General features: G+C 35.2%; 13 protein-coding genes and 1 pseudogene. 8 read left to right on the plus strand and 6 right to left on the minus strand.

Annotated features, from left to right (window positions below):
- Window positions 1-737: 737 nt before the first annotated feature.
- Window positions 738-1760, minus strand: coding sequence for a LysR family transcriptional regulator (locus MKZ02_RS22315; protein ID WP_340856625.1), 1023 nt, complete (start codon window positions 1758-1760; stop codon window positions 738-740).
- On the opposite strand from MKZ02_RS22315, the gene MKZ02_RS22320 reads away from it, so the two are divergent.
- Window positions 1734-3020, plus strand: coding sequence for an NCS2 family permease (locus MKZ02_RS22320; RefSeq protein ID WP_340856626.1), 1287 nt, complete (start codon window positions 1734-1736; stop codon window positions 3018-3020). The two genes, MKZ02_RS22315 and MKZ02_RS22320, sit on opposite strands and share 27 nt — an antisense overlap.
- 47 nt (window positions 3021-3067) lie before the next feature.
- The gene (locus MKZ02_RS22325) at window positions 3068-3427 is read left to right on the plus strand and encodes a phosphoribosyltransferase (RefSeq protein ID WP_340856627.1); all 360 of its coding nucleotides are present in this window, start codon (window positions 3068-3070) and stop codon (window positions 3425-3427) included.
- Between the two features lie 658 nt (window positions 3428-4085).
- Here the strand turns inward: MKZ02_RS22325 and MKZ02_RS22330 are convergent.
- Window positions 4086-4604, minus strand: a complete 519-nt coding sequence (locus MKZ02_RS22330) for a GNAT family N-acetyltransferase (RefSeq protein ID WP_340856628.1) — start codon at window positions 4602-4604, stop codon at window positions 4086-4088.
- A gap of 25 nt (window positions 4605-4629) precedes the next feature.
- Window positions 4630-5082, minus strand: a complete 453-nt coding sequence (locus MKZ02_RS22335; RefSeq protein WP_340856629.1) for a MarR family winged helix-turn-helix transcriptional regulator — start codon at window positions 5080-5082, stop codon at window positions 4630-4632.
- A 115-nt stretch (window positions 5083-5197) separates the two neighbouring features.
- On the opposite strand from MKZ02_RS22335, the gene MKZ02_RS22340 reads away from it, so the two are divergent.
- Together MKZ02_RS22340 and MKZ02_RS22345 are read left to right on the plus strand one after the other, a co-directional pair.
- A complete protein-coding gene (locus tag MKZ02_RS22340; protein ID WP_340856630.1) occupies window positions 5198-5842 on the plus strand; it encodes a YczE/YyaS/YitT family protein in 645 nt (214 codons plus the stop codon).
- Between the two features lie 678 nt (window positions 5843-6520).
- The gene (locus MKZ02_RS22345; protein WP_406909934.1) at window positions 6521-6892 is read left to right on the plus strand and encodes a hypothetical protein; all 372 of its coding nucleotides are present in this window, start codon (window positions 6521-6523) and stop codon (window positions 6890-6892) included.
- Between the two features lie 555 nt (window positions 6893-7447).
- On the opposite strand, the gene MKZ02_RS22350 is transcribed toward MKZ02_RS22345, so the two are convergent.
- Both MKZ02_RS22350 and MKZ02_RS22355 read right to left on the minus strand, forming a co-directional pair.
- On the minus strand, window positions 7448-8002 hold the full coding sequence (locus tag MKZ02_RS22350; protein ID WP_340856631.1) for an MEDS domain-containing protein: 555 nt from the start codon (window positions 8000-8002) through the stop codon (window positions 7448-7450).
- Window positions 8003-8277: 275 nt separating this feature from the next.
- On the minus strand, window positions 8278-8451 hold the full coding sequence (locus MKZ02_RS22355) for a hypothetical protein (RefSeq protein ID WP_445324343.1): 174 nt from the start codon (window positions 8449-8451) through the stop codon (window positions 8278-8280).
- Window positions 8452-8600: 149 nt separating this feature from the next.
- Here MKZ02_RS22355 and MKZ02_RS22360 point away from each other — a divergent pair, with 149 nt between their 5' ends.
- The 4 genes and pseudogenes from MKZ02_RS22360 to MKZ02_RS22375 form a co-directional block, all read left to right on the plus strand.
- Window positions 8601-9425, plus strand: coding sequence for an AraC family transcriptional regulator (locus MKZ02_RS22360; protein WP_340856633.1), 825 nt, complete (start codon window positions 8601-8603; stop codon window positions 9423-9425).
- A gap of 137 nt (window positions 9426-9562) precedes the next feature.
- Window positions 9563-10525 (plus strand): proline dehydrogenase family protein, encoded by a 963-nt coding sequence (locus MKZ02_RS22365; RefSeq protein ID WP_340856634.1) that lies wholly within the window; start codon window positions 9563-9565, stop codon window positions 10523-10525.
- Window positions 10526-10988: 463 nt separating this feature from the next.
- Window positions 10989-12284, plus strand: coding sequence for an ABC transporter permease (locus tag MKZ02_RS22370; RefSeq protein ID WP_340856635.1), 1296 nt, complete (start codon window positions 10989-10991; stop codon window positions 12282-12284).
- Between the two features lie 261 nt (window positions 12285-12545).
- Window positions 12546-13070 (plus strand): annotated as a pseudogene (locus MKZ02_RS22375) (recombinase family protein); the annotation flags it as partial.
- A gap of 17 nt (window positions 13071-13087) precedes the next feature.
- Here MKZ02_RS22375 and tnpC read toward each other — a convergent pair.
- On the minus strand, window positions 13088-14674 hold the full coding sequence (gene tnpC, locus MKZ02_RS22380) for an IS66 family transposase (RefSeq protein WP_340853857.1): 1587 nt from the start codon (window positions 14672-14674) through the stop codon (window positions 13088-13090).
- Window positions 14675-14686 lie beyond the last annotated feature (12 nt).

Genomic DNA, 14686 nt, shown 5'->3' on the forward strand with positions numbered 1-14686 from the left:
TATTCAAGATTACCCTTTTATGGTTTTGTGTGGATAAAAAGAAAGAACGCCCATTTTCTTAAAGGTGAAACCATGAGAGATTTACCTTCATCTGCACACCTCCACGGCTTTTTATTTTATGTATAGAGAGGCTCCCTCATAAATGCAATTTTTATGCCATTACGCGCGCCCTCTCTTTCTAACTGCTATGAGAGAAGAGGTTTTGCACCAGAACCAATGAAATATGAGCAATATAGAAAAAAATTTAGAAATCATATGATTGATCGCCTGTTCATTTCCAATATGGAATGATCAAGGGCTTTTTTGCTTAGCAAGGGATGAATTTTCTTATGGACCATCAACCTTTTGACGGTTTTATACGCTGGGAATCATCGATTCATTAAAGGATAGTGTCAGAAAAATGCAGGTTTGCAACGTTAAGGAAACCCCGATATAAAAAGCCTAAATTCTCGGTGTTATAAGTGAGAATTTAGGCTTTAGCTGCTCCATTAAAGCGCCCGATTATTAAGGTTTGGCTTCGGTATACAGTGTATTTTCAGGTCTTGCCTTCGAGGGTTTTTATGCAAAATTCGGCGGGGATCCAATCAACCAAGCTTATATTTAAAAGTTTCATTTCTTCTTGCTAATCCGGCCCTGGCTTCGTAAAAAAACCTTTTGTGTATCCTGGGTCTTTTGTTTAGGCAGATTTCTGGATGCATATTTGAAGGAAGGGATAATCAGTTAAGGTTTTATTATAGTTATGAAAGTCTATAGTATTCCTTTATTAGCTCCATAAAGTTTTTTGCAGGTGTAGAGACATAATGATTTTCAAGAAAAATAACTCCTAAAGAAGATGCCAAGTTAGCATCATTGATCGGTATGGAATAGAGACATTTATCCCTATAGACATCCAAAACTGATTTTGGAACAATTGTTGCTCCCATGCCTCCTTTAACCATCTCCATTAAAGTGTGCATATCGGAGCACTCCGCCATTTTACTTAGTTGAAGATTTTGCCTTGAAAATGCTTCAAGAATCGTACTATAGATACCCAATCCCTCTGTACTTGGAACGATGAGAGGGATATCTGAAAGCTCTTCCAATGAAATAATGTGTGTTTCTTTATTTGTTACGAAAAAAAAGGGCTCATTCATTAGATGATGATAGGCCAAACCCCGATGTTCAAGCGGAAGACGCACAAATGCCAATTCAATGGCCCTTGTTTTTATCATTTCTGCTAAATAAAAAGAATCATTTTGAACTATTTTTAATGAAACAAGGGGAAACTTCTTGTGGAAGGATCGGAGCATTTCTGAAAATCCTGATAGAGATAAAGTGTTGATCCCGATAGCAAGTACACCCTTTTTTCCTTCCTCTGTTTCCTGTATTTCATTTTTTATTTCTTCTGCACTATTCACAAGATGTAAAGCCCTTTTGTAGAGTACATCGCCTTTATCAGTTAATTCCAGGGTCTTTCCGCTTCGTTCAAATAATTTAACCCCTAACTCCTGCTCCAATTGTTTCAACTGTATGCTTAGTGGCGGTTGAGACATATGTAGCCGAATCGCAGCAGCTGTTAAACTCTTTTCCTCAGCAATTGCAATAAAATACCGTAATTGTTTAAGGTCCATAAATGTCTCCTTGTATTTAAAAACTATATAGTTATTATTCAAATTATATATTTTCCATATAATTGAGTCCATGTTAAGATTACTTTCATATTCATTTGACAGGAAATTAGAAAGGTGATTAATATGGAGCGCTTTTTCAAATTCAATCAATATGATACGACGATTGCAAAGGAAGTTTCTGCAGGGCTGATTTCATATATAACTGTGGCCTATATTATTATTGTCAATGCGACGATTTTGGTGGAGGCAGGAATCCCGATGGAGGCGGGAATTATTGCAACTATATTAACCAGTTTTTTTGGTTGTTTAGTCCTCGGCTTATGGAGTAATACTCCTCTTCTTATCATTCCAGGTATGGGGCTAAATGCGATGTTTACCTATACAATCGTTCAATCTGGGGGATTTACTTGGCAGGAAGCCTTAACCATGGTTTTCATTTCAGGACTGATTTTTATTGTTATTGCCTTTACACCAATGGCAAAAGTGATTACTTCCTCCATTCCTAACTCCCTGAAAGAAGCCATTACCATTGGAATTGGGATTTTACTGATTTTTATTGGCTTCGAAAATGCGGGAATTATTTCGAAATCTGAGCACACCTTGCTTGCAATTGGTGATTTAAGCAGTCCCACAGTAATCATAACGTTTATTGGTTTGATTATTACGATTATCTTATTTATTAAAAATGTACCTGGAAATCTCTTATTAAGTATTATCATTACTTCGATTTTATCAATTTGGTTAGAGGGAGATACATTTAAGGGAATGTCCCTTTCAATGCCCTCTTTTCACGAATATTTTGGAGTGTTTGGTCAAATATCGTGGGGACAAGCAGGAAATAACGTTTTCTGGCTCACTTCTATTTCCTTTGCCATGGTGATCGTATTTGAAAATATTGGGCTGATACATGGACATAGCAAAATGCTTAACCGTCCTGAAAGTAGCAAGAAATCGCTTCAGGCAACAGCCGTTTCAGTTTTATCTTCGGGTATCTTTGGCACAAGTCCCACTGTAGTATCGGTGGAGGCAGCCGCAGGAATCACAGCAGGCGGGAGAACAGGTTTAACGAGCATGGTGACAGGATTTATGTTTCTCATTTCTATTTTGTTTATACCTGTTATTAAAATTGTTCCGGCAAGTGCGGTTTCTCCAATTCTGATATTGATTGGACTTCTTATGTTGCAAAACGTAGTTCATATTCCAATGGATGACTTAACAGAGAGCATTCCAGCACTTTTAATTATCGTATTGATTCCTTTAACATATAGCATTGCAGATGGCATGGCCATTGGCTTTATTCTCTATCCGCTGATAAAGCTATTAATAGGAAAGGGCAAGGAAATTCACCCAGCTCTTTATATGATTGCCATTCTGTTTTTTAGTAATTTTGTTATTCAGTACGTATTTTAGGTGAAGGCTCAAAAACGATGAAATAATTACTAGAAGGGTGAAAAATAATGAAAGAAAATATATTATTTAGCAAAGAAGAAATTGATGGGAAGGTAAAAGAGTTAGGGGCACTTGTGTCAAATGACTACCAAAAGGAAGATAAAAATCTCCTTATTATTTCATTATTAAGAGGAAGTTTTATTTTCACGGCAGACCTAGTTCGGCACATAACGGTTCCCGTTAGAATTGAATTTATGGAAACTTCAAGCTATGGCTTTGGAAAAACTAGCAATGGAAATGTAAAGGTCTCTGACTTTTCTGTGGATATTTCCGAATATGATGTCCTTATTATAGATGATATATTGGATTCAGGACATACAATGAAAGCAGTATATAATGTTCTTAAAGAAAAAACCCCAAAAGTTTAAAGACCTGTACATTCCTCGACAAACCATCACGTAGACAAGTTGATATTGAAGTAGATTATAAAGGATTTGTTATCGAAGACAAGTTTATAGTAGGGTATGGGCTGAACTATGGTCATCATTACCGCAATATACCTTACATTTTTGAAGTCATTGAAAAGTAATATTATGTAATTTGCTTACTTCCCTCTGTTAAAAAGTCGGTATCGAAACAGCAATGTAGCAGGGAAAGGTATCAGGCGTACACTATGTATTCAATCGTTTTTTCGTTGAATATCAATATTAATCCAGGGCAGCTCCTATAGAGTGTTGCCCCTTTTTCTGTTATCAAATATTCTCCTAATCCTTTGTCCAGCAACGGTTTAGCTGCTCCTTGAAATCCTATTCCAGTTATCAATCCCAGAAGAGCAGGTATAACGCAATTCCAGATAAGAAGGTCATAAGGACCTTTTTATAAGAAACATACATAGCAACCCCTATAAAGGTAGTTGCTATTGCTTAATCTATTCCCACTAAATATTTCAAAGACCCTTTTAACTCTAAAGGCAAATGAGTGGCAATGGGGTTTCGTTTGTCCTGCCGCGCCCATTGTGCCAAAAGAGTGTTTTTGCCCCCAAACTTCCTCTACGTTCGTGACCTTAAAATAACCTTCAAAAGAAGGTTATTTTAGTGTTTTAGTCATTATAAAGTCTATCTGTTCTTCATCACCCATATAAAAAGAGTGGGATCCAGTTTGGATAAATCCCATTTGCTTATAAAAAGCAATAGCATTTTCATTTTTTTCCCATACACCTAGCCAGATTTTCTTTTTATTATGTTCCATGGCAATTTCTATAGCTTTATTTAGCAGATATTTACCAATCCCTTGCTTCTGAAATTTTTTCTTTATATAAATCCTCTCGATTTCAAGTGATTCATCCCCCATTTCTTCAGACTGAGCATCATTCGTGTTGACCTTTAAATATCCAGCGATTTCATCATTAAAGTAAACAAAAAAGAATTGTGAAGAAATGTTGGATAATTCTTTTTCTAGTTGTTCTAACTTAAATGCCCTTTCCAAATAAGCGTTCATATTTTCGGGTGAATTCTGATGCTTAAATGTCTCATCAAATGTTTCATAACTAATTTCTTGAAGTTTACGTGAGTCTTCTAGGTTACATTTTTTTATCTTTATAGTCATTTAAATATGTCTCTCCTTTAGATCATCAATAATTTCTCTTGTTTCCCTTTTTTACAAATTCCCAGTCTTTTTCTATATTTTTTCTTACTCTTTGAAGCAGGTTGAAAATGGTTTCTATTTCTGTTTCGGAAAACCCTTCTAATGCAACGATATCAGAATAATCATGCTCTCTTTTTATAAAAGGATAAACACTTTTCCCTTTCTCTGTCGGAAAGAGCTTTTTTATTTTTTTGTTTTGTTGGTCTTCTCGCTTTTCAATAAAGCCCTTAATTTCCAGTTTCTTTATAGCGCGCGCTGCTGTTGTTCGATCTACTTTTATCATCTCAGCTAATTTTTCTTGAATGATTCCCGGGTTTTCACATACTCTCACAAGGTATAAATACTGCCCCTTTGTAAGGTCATATTCTTTAAATTCTATATTACTTATAGAATCTAATGCCCTTGCTATCATTCCAATCTCACGAAGAACTTCCTTCATAATTAACTCCTTAGTATATATTTTTGTTGCAAATGCAATAAAAATGGCATATATTAAATTTAATCTAAATTTGTTGCATTTGCAACAAAAAATAATGATAAAGAGGTCGTATAAAGTGAAATATGTTTTTTATGTATTAGGAATTTTAATATTAACTCTTGGTATTTCTTTCACTATACAATCAGACCTGGGAACTTCCCCTTTTGATGCACTGTTAGTAGGTCTGTCTATAAATGTAGGGCTTACTGTGGGAAGTTGGGAAGTCATCCTAGCTTTAATATTGATATGTTGCAATTCACTTTTAAAAGGACAAAGACCAGAAGTTTTAGGATTAGGAACTGCCCTTATAACAGGTATTGGTATTGATATGTGGCTTTTTTTATTGCACAATTTGATAACTCCTGACCTTTGGTACAGCAAGGTTATTTGTTTTGGAACCGGTCTAGTTGTTATAGGGTTAGGAACCGCAATATATCTACACACAAATTTTGCACCGATTCCAATTGACCGATTAACATTAATCATACAAGAATTAACTGGAACAAATATATTTTGGTCGAGAACATTCATTTACCTCATATTCCTGATCATGGCCTTAATTTTAAACGGACCAATTGGTGTTGGAACTTTATTAACCGTTTGTTTAGGGGGTCTGATACTTAATTGCTTTATGTCATTTACAAAAAAAGTATTGGACCGCATATTAGCACACTCCAGTACTTCACCAAATTATGATGAAAAGAAAAAGTATTCTATATAGAAGTTTTGCTTTTTAGCGAATGCTGCCTCTATTGTTTTAAAAAATCCTGCAGAAACAGGATTTTTTAATCATCTTTTATTGTAAATAATCAATTTTGCTATAACAGAACAGTTCCGTTGGTATCACCTCAATAAATATATAGCCTCATTTCTATGATAATATATTTTTCTGCAAACTCCTTAAATATGAAAATGATCAATTCTTTTCTAAACAACGCAATGAAGAGACTCTCTAAAACCTAGTATCTCCTTTTTAATAGTCATATGTAATAAATTTTAGTAACTCTTTATAACTTATAGATAGCTTGATTTCATCATATACAAATAGCTATCGTTCTGAAAAAAGATTGGTCAGAACGATAGCTTTATTTTGTTTTTCATAAAAAGTTAGATTAATTTTTAATGCTCCTATTCCTTTTATTAATAAGTTTATCATATCCTCATTATACAATTTTCCCCTAATTTCATCATTGCTGATAACTAGCAAACAATACACAGATGGTTTAAAATGGAATTAGAACAAATCAAGCAGTATGAAGGAATGGACCATGAAAAATAAATAATATGAAACTCATCAAATAAAGATTAACTATTTTTAGCTTCTTTGCTAAAGCTATAAAGTGTGGATTTCCATAACTTTGAGGCTATAAATACTTATAGAGTATAAGGAGGAAAATGAGTGAAACGTCTGGGTCTTATTTTACTTACAATTATGGCATTACAAACATTGATTGGTTGTTCTTTGGTTGATAAGGGACAAGGGGCACTTGAATTAGTTACACCAACCATCACTACCGCAGATGATGCAATTGAAATTAAGGTTAGTGGCATTGATGAGAATAAAACTACCTTTATTTCTGTGGCCAACGAAACAATTTTTGAAGATACCATCGAGAATGATAAAGTATATACGTTAGACATTGGTGATATCAAAGACGCTCTCCGAACAGATTACAAACCAAAAGTACAATTACTACAAACGGATAATGACAAATCATCGGGAGACATTACCACTTTTAAACAAGTTAGATACACTGTAGAACAAGAATAGATAGATGACAAGTTTGCTATGCTTTCCGTTAATAAATATTGTCAAAAGCAATATCACAAGAACAATAAAGATAGTAGAAGCATACAAAACAATCAGTAGTGAATAATTGGACAGACATTGATTATTGTCGCAGTTTGGACATTTCACACCCTCATCAGCAAAATTATTTTACATACATTTAATCATCTCCCTCGTTTTCCATAGCTCTTACGGATAGTCATTATAAATTTAGCCCCCTAATGAATTGGGACACCTGCTAAGAGTGGTTTTATACTTGAAGTAACCCAATAAGGGGGCTTTCGTAACGAAAAGACAAAACAATCAGAATAACATCTAAAAAGACTCCTACAAGATGCGGCTTTGAAATAAAGTTTGATAGAGGTGAGGTCGTAAACCTGTATTTAACAACTAGAAAAACTCCATTTTGAAAAAAGACTCATCAAAATGGAGGCACTCTCTGTAATATGTATGGAACTTTAAAAACAGTCGAAACTTTATTGAGTCCCGTGTTGCTTGTAGAATAGTGATTGGATAAAACTTCACTTTATATTGTCTTTATCTCAATTTTACTGCTTCATCATCTGTCAATGTTACCCCGTGGCATTTTATTAACAGTTCTTTTAATGATTGAGGTGTTCTCCCAGCATTATACGCACATACTGAAATAATCCCTTTTTCATTTGTTATTTTATCCACTTCTTTTTCGTATTCCTCTATACATTGGTGAATTTCTTTATCTTCCCCCCATTCGATAAGTCCCCAAGTACAGATCGAAGCCCCTTTTTTTAGGAACGGTTCTATATTTTCTAAGAAATGATTGACAATCGTATGAGGATTAAAATTCTTATTAAAATAGTAAAAGTCATAATTATTTATAACATGCAAGAAGGTCCATTCTTTCTTACTTAGCACTTTTTCTAACTGCTTATTTATAAGAAGAATATTTCTATCATTTTCGACCAGCAAAATGTGGTTACCGTTCCTTATTCCTGTAACTATAAAGGAAACGACATTATTTATGTAAGTTATTTCATTATTATAGAAATAACAAATATGCCCCCCTTTCACTTTTTTCAAATCTTTGATTACTTCTATAATCGAGTTTTTCATTATAATCCCTCTATGTGCATTATTATTCATTGTAGCATTTTTACCTATTTATACAAAAATTCTATATCATATATAAAGAGAAAATAAAGTGATTTAATCTTGATATAAGATCGAGCAACTAAAATATTAGAAAAGTGCTCTCCTCCTCTTTCTTCATCCAACCACTGTTCATTTACTATGTAAAATATTTCAAATTCAAAACCCTATTACATTTTAATAATTGATTTTTGTATAAAACAAAGAAGGAGCACTATTCCATTTTCGATTACTCCTTGCTAAACTAATGCGGTCCAATAGTTTAAGTATATTTCTTCGCAATTTTTACTTAACCTTAATTGCCTTAATATGATTGCCTCCTCATGGTCACTATGATAGTGCGTGCTCACAATAAGATATAATTCTTCTGGCAAAACGCCTGCTTCTCTAACTAAATGTTCTGTTTCTTTCACATCACTTCCAAAGCCGGTATCAATCAAGATGGGGAATGATATGACAGTTTTTTAATCTGCCGTGCCACTCTTTATTAGTCAATATCTTACAAGAGGGCTTTATCTAAGTGTGCTACACTAATTAACAGAAATTGAAGGAGGTTGTTCGTATGGAACAAGAAGAAAGAACGGTATGTTTTGATCATGATTTACAAATAGAAGCTTACCGTTTTGAAGGTATCATGCAAAAGTTTCCGAATCACTTCCATGAATATTATGTGATTGGGTTTATAGAGAGTGGACAAAGACGATTATCTTGTAAAAACAAAGAATATGTAATAGGTGCCGGTGATATTATATTTTTTAACCCTCTGGACAATCATGCCTGCGAATCAATTGACAATGAAACATTAGACTATCGCTGTTTGAATATCAAGCCTGAAATCATGCGAAAAGTTACAAAAGAGATTACAGGGCAAGATTATCTTCCTTCCTTTGCTTCTCCTGTTGCCTATCGTAGTGAAAAAGCTCAATTGTTGCATAATCTTCACCAGATGGTTATGGATGAAATATCAGATTTTGAGAAAGAAGAAACTTTTTATTTTCTTATTCAACAGCTTATTGAAAAATATACAGAAACCATCGAAAATACAGAACCGAGAGTTATTAAACAAGAAATCGAAAATGTCTGTCACTACCTAGAAGTACATTATGCAGAACATATTGCTTTAGATGATTTAGCAAAGATGGCTAATATGAACAAATATTCTTTGTTGCGCTCATTTACCCGAATACGGGGTATTACCCCGTATCGTTACTTACAAACGGTACGTATTAATGAAGCAAAGAAACGATTGGAACAGGGTGCAAAGCCCCTTGATGCAGCAATAGAGACAGGTTTTGCAGATCAAAGCCATTTTAGCAATTTCTTCGTGGAATTTATTGGATTAACCCCCCGACAATACAGGGATATTTTTATTAAGAATGCTAAATGATCTGCTTTAATAGATTGCTACACATTTTATGTGGGATACAACTCAAATGTAGGAATTTAATTTTTGTAGGTGAAAAAATCTTCATCAAAAAAACGTAATCCCAAATAATATATACAACATAAGGATGTGATTATTTTATGCTTAATGAAGAAAGTCGCTTTTCCAAATCTCTCAAATCGATTGCTAGAAATCAAGAACTAAAAGCCTATTTTCGTAATTCAAAAGAACTTTTCCCGATTTTTATTAAAGGGGCTAAACGATTTATAGCTGGAGAAACACGCACAGAAGGAATCGATCGTGTTATAAATCTATATAACAAAGGGTATCAGGTTTCATTAGAATTTATTGGCGAAAATACAACATCCGAAGAAGAATGCATGCTGGCCAAAAATGAGTTTAAAGAACTAATAAAGGACCTCGGGAAGAATCAATTGAAGGCTACAGTATCATTTGATCTTTCTCATATCGGAATGATGATTTCTGATGAAGTAGCATTTACTAATCTAGAAGAATTAGCAAAAGAAGCGAAAAAGCAAAATATTCAACTAATGATAAGTATGGAAGAATCACAAAAAACAGATAAAATTTTATCACTATATAAAAGGATATCAAAATCATTCTCAAATGTTGGAATAACATTACAAGTTCATTTAAAACGTTCAGTTGTTGACCTAATGGATCTATTGAAAGCCTCGGGTAAAATACGTTTAGTAAAGGGGGCTTATCAAGAGTCTGAAGGTATATACATTCCAAGGTCCGAAGAGTTAAATAAACGATATATAGAATTTGTATCTATGTGCATAGATAACAATCATCCCTTGTCTGTTGCTACACATGATGAGGATATATTGATGGACCTAAAAACAAAAGGATTTCTTTATAGTCCAAATGTTGAAGTAGAGATGTTGGATGGAGTTCAACCTGACCTGTTAAGCTCTTTAAAGGAGGATAATATCCAAGTTAAAGTTTATGTAACATATGGTAGTGAGTGGTATTTATATTTAGTTCATCGTATTGCTGAATATCCTCCGAATATTTATACTTTTATTTCAGATATGATTGAACAAAATGCTGATAGAGAAAAAATAAATACATACTAAATAATGAAATATTATTTTCTATGGTTTGTACTTAACAAATAGGCGCAATTGAAAAGTAAAATTTAAATCAGCGATTCCTTAAAAATTGGGGAATCGGCTTTTTTAGGTTGAAAATCTTCTTAGTATACAAATAACCGCATGACGTTCTTGCTCCCCTTCTATACATCACTTTCGATGACAAAAAAAGCGGTAAAACAAATGAAAAGTAACAGTTAAAAGAAGATGTTCGTAAAAGCAGCTCAAAAACTACGAGTTTTGTTACATATATCTAGCTTGTAAAATATTAACATGTTATCATTTTGCTTAAAGGGCGCTTTTTAATTTTGTTCCGCAATCAGGCTACCTTTAATAGAATAACACTTCTAAACAAAATGGTAATTTATGTTGGTGTAGGTTACATGTACTTCAGCTAATGTAAGCAGGTTTGTGGAAGAACTTTAATATATATGAGTGACATTAGGAAATGAATTCAGGGCAAAGCAACTCATACATTGCAATGAGGATAGATGAAATAGTTGATGCATCCTATGTTTTTAGTAAAATTCATGAAAGTACAGGTATATTTATGGATATAAAAACATTATGGGGTTTAAGGGTTCAGGAATATTATAAAAAAATGTTCAGGTACTATTCAATAATTGGTGCGAATGTTGTTTATTTTTTTCTAATCATTAGCAGTATCTTTATATATTATTTTAATTTATTTCTTCAGTGGATACCTCCTCAAATATCTGTTGAAGTAATCCTATCACTATTTGTAACCTACATTTTAATACAGACAAAAGTTCGTACATTTACTAAAAGGGCAGATATAATGTTTTTGTTGCCATTAGAATGGGGATTAAAGTCGTATTTTATTAAATCACTTATATATAGTTTTGTTATTGATGTTATTAAATTGGTAAGTTTCATAACTGTTTTTTTATCCTTATTTTTGCACACAACTAATGTAAATCTTCCCTTTCTTTTTTTTATAGTGGGGATTGCTGCTTATAACATTTTAATGAAGTGGGATGAACAATGGTTAGAGAACCATGTACAATTTGTGTTACATAGGTTAAATAGGTTTTTTTCAATATATTTAATGTGTTATTTTTTGTTAAAAAATGACTGGATTTTTACACTTGTTTTAATGAGTATAAATTTCGTTTATTTAATTTATTTTATAGAAAAAAAAAGAAATCTGAATTGGCAGTGGCTAATAGATGAAGAAGAAAGTGCATTATTACAAAACTTTAAATTTATTAATTTTTTTATGGATGTCCCCAATCTTAAACGTTCTTTTAGGAATAGACGTTTGCTTACTTTGATTCTGAAAAGGTATATCCCATATAGTCAAAGTAGCACATTCGTATATTTATACTCACACTTGTTTGTAAGATATAATGATTACTTTTACCTTTATTTGAGACTTACTTTAATTGGCATATTTGTTAATTATGCTATACCAACAAGTGGTTGGATTTTTAATCTCCTAATTTTATTTATGACTGGACTTCAAGTAATTCCTTTACAACATGAAATTAAACAAAGTGCATTACTTTACCCTATTTCTAAATCCCAGATAAATAACTCTTTCTTAGTGTTTGTCTTAGTTATATTATATGCACAATTATTTATTCTGTATTTCACTATGCTTATTCATACTTCTACTGCTAAAATTTGCTATCTTTTAATTGGAAGTTTATTTGTTTATGTATTCGTGTATTTCTTTGTACCAAAGAGAGTCAATGTCTCAGGAAGTACCTTAAAAGAATAGCGTGGTATTCAACTATCGGACGCGTTTGTGAAGTAAGCAACTGGTCCAATTTCTTAATTTTAATGTTGAGAAATTGGACTTTTTATATTGATTTATAGTGCAAAATAGCACTTAAAACGGGTGCAAAATAACTCCAAAAGTGACAAATATCCTCAAAATTTAAGGATTTTCATATCAAAACTTATATCAAAATCTATATTTCTAAAAGGGATGTTTTTCATAGAAAAGAAGAAAGGAAAATGATTTAAAGGGGAACGTTTTATAATAATTGGGTACGCAAGGGTTAGTATAATTGATCAGTCATTGGATTTACAATTAGACGCCTTGAATGAATTTGATTGTGATGAAATTTTCAAAGAGAAAGTATCGGGCGTGCAAGACAATCGAGAAGAATTAAAACAGGCATTGAGGATGCTGCGTGCCGGGGATAAGTTTGTGGTCTACAAATTAGACCGTCTGGCTAGGTCCACAAAACGCCGGATTGAGATTGCAGATGAACTATGTGAGAAAGAAGTAGAATTTGTCAGTATTCAAGATAAAATAGATACCGGTACAGCTGCAGGTAAAGCAATGTTTGGAATGTTATCAGTTCTGGCGGAATTTGAACGAGATATTATTCGTGAACGAACGATGGCCGGATTGAAAGCAGCGCGTGCTAGAGGAAGAAAAGACGGACGACCAAAGGTTAATCAGCAAAAGCTGCATCAAGCAATGGCCCTGTATCGTTCGCAAAGAATGAGTGTCAAAGAAAGTAAGCGTCAAAAAGGGCCCACCTGGACAACGGTTGGGCCTTTGTGCTGTCATTATTTTGTTTTCTTAGGAATCCGGCATTCCCCTGGAATGCTCTTCGACCAAGGGAGGAGGCTGTCTATCGCTTGTTCATCGGTTCTATCGATCAAAGGGAGTTGCTCCAGAACGTACGTCAAATAAGCAAATGGATTAAGATGATTCTCCTTTGCCGTTTCAACAATACTGTAGATCACCGCGCTGGCTTTCGCCCCTTTCATCGATTGGGAGAACAGCCAGTTTTTTCGTCCGATGACAAATGGTTTGATAGAGCGCTCGCTGCGGTTATTATCGATCTCCAGACGGCCGTCTTCTAAGAAAGTGGTCAGCCGCGGCCATTGATTCCGGCAATAGGCGATTGCTTTTCCTAGAGCACTTTTTGGTGTGACCCGCTGGCTTTGCATTCGAAGCCAGCTTGAAAAAGCATCCAGCACTGGCTGGCTGCGCTCTTGGCGGATGAGCTTACGCTCATCGGGCGTCACTTCCTTGGTGTCACGTTCAATGGCAAATAATTGATTGCAGAACTGCAGGCCTTCTTCAGCCGCCGTCGGCGTCTCTTTGCCTTTTGCTTCTGAAGGCAGAGCCGTGATCGCTTCATCGAATTTGCGGCGCGCATGAGCCCAGCACCCGGCAAGCTTTACATGGGCCAGGTCATTATAGCCTTGATAGCCATCGACATGGAGATATCCTCGGAAGCCCGAAAGGAAAGCCTTCGGATGTTTGCCTGCACGAGTCTGGCGATAATCAAACAGAATGTTCGGGGCAGCGTCTGATCCTGTCCGATATAGCCACATATAGGATTTCGAACTGGCTGGACGCCCTGGTTCGGAAAGAACCTGCAGGCTCGTCTCATCGGCATGCAGGATATCATTCTTCAAAAGATGGGCGTGCATTCGGTCATAGAGATGCACGAGCCAATGGTTTGCCCCATATAACATCCAATTTGCCAGTGTCTGGCGTGGCAGGCGGACACCCAAACGCTCCAATTGCTTTTCTTGGCGGTAAAGAGGCTGGCTGTCTACATATTTTTGGCTCATGATATACGCCATGGCGGAAGGAGAGGCCAGGCTGCCTGGATACATAGGCGCAGGCATAGCTGCGGTCACGACAGGCGTTTCCGTTCCTTCGCGCTCACATTGGCGGCAACTATAAACATGGCGCACATGCTCTACTACTTTTACCTGGGCAGGGATGATTTTCAATTCACGGCGCACTTCCGTGCTCATTTCATGAACAGCTCCGCCACAGCACAAACAGACTTGCTCATCGGCAGCTAAACGATAGTGGATCGTTTCTGTCGGCAGGTTTTCCAGTTTCTCTTTCCGTTGGCCCTCGCGGTTCTTAGTCCGCAGAACCACTCGTTCCACATCCGGCTCCTCGATTTTCTCATCTGCCGTTGCCTCGGCTTCGTTGAAAAGAGAAAGGGCGAGCTGGTCGGGACTGGTTTTTTCGCTCGAAGAGCCAAACTTCTTCTGCTGGCTCAGGCGGAATTGTTCCTCCAGCCAGTTCAGTTTGGCTTGGAGCGCTTCATTCTGTTTTTGAAGCTCCGCGTTTTTCGCTTCTAATTCTTCAATTGTCTGAGAGGGAAGGGTCAATTTTTTCATAATAAAAAGGAT

Origin of the sequence: Pseudobacillus sp. FSL P4-0506 (assembly GCF_038003025.1) — a bacterium.
In the GTDB taxonomy this organism is placed as follows: Bacteria; Bacillota; Bacilli; order Bacillales; family Domibacillaceae; genus Pseudobacillus.

What these genes read in the sequence shown, in the direction of transcription:
- MKZ02_RS22320 (WP_340856626.1), top strand. Translation starts at nt 1,734, where the DNA reads ATGGAGCGCTTTTTCAAATTCAATCAATATGATACGACGATTGCAAAG.
- MKZ02_RS22335 (WP_340856629.1), bottom strand. Translation starts at nt 5,082, where the DNA reads ATGAAGGAAGTTCTTCGTGAGATTGGAATGATAGCAAGGGCATTAGAT.
- MKZ02_RS22330 (WP_340856628.1), bottom strand. Translation starts at nt 4,604, where the DNA reads ATGACTATAAAGATAAAAAAATGTAACCTAGAAGACTCACGTAAACTT.
- tnpC (WP_340853857.1), bottom strand. Translation starts at nt 14,674, where the DNA reads ATGAAAAAATTGACCCTTCCCTCTCAGACAATTGAAGAATTAGAAGCG.
- MKZ02_RS22370 (WP_340856635.1), top strand. Translation starts at nt 10,989, where the DNA reads ATGAATTCAGGGCAAAGCAACTCATACATTGCAATGAGGATAGATGAA.
- MKZ02_RS22350 (WP_340856631.1), bottom strand. Translation starts at nt 8,002, where the DNA reads ATGAAAAACTCGATTATAGAAGTAATCAAAGATTTGAAAAAAGTGAAA.
- MKZ02_RS22365 (WP_340856634.1), top strand. Translation starts at nt 9,563, where the DNA reads ATGCTTAATGAAGAAAGTCGCTTTTCCAAATCTCTCAAATCGATTGCT.
- MKZ02_RS22325 (WP_340856627.1), top strand. Translation starts at nt 3,068, where the DNA reads ATGAAAGAAAATATATTATTTAGCAAAGAAGAAATTGATGGGAAGGTA.
- MKZ02_RS22360 (WP_340856633.1), top strand. Translation starts at nt 8,601, where the DNA reads ATGGAACAAGAAGAAAGAACGGTATGTTTTGATCATGATTTACAAATA.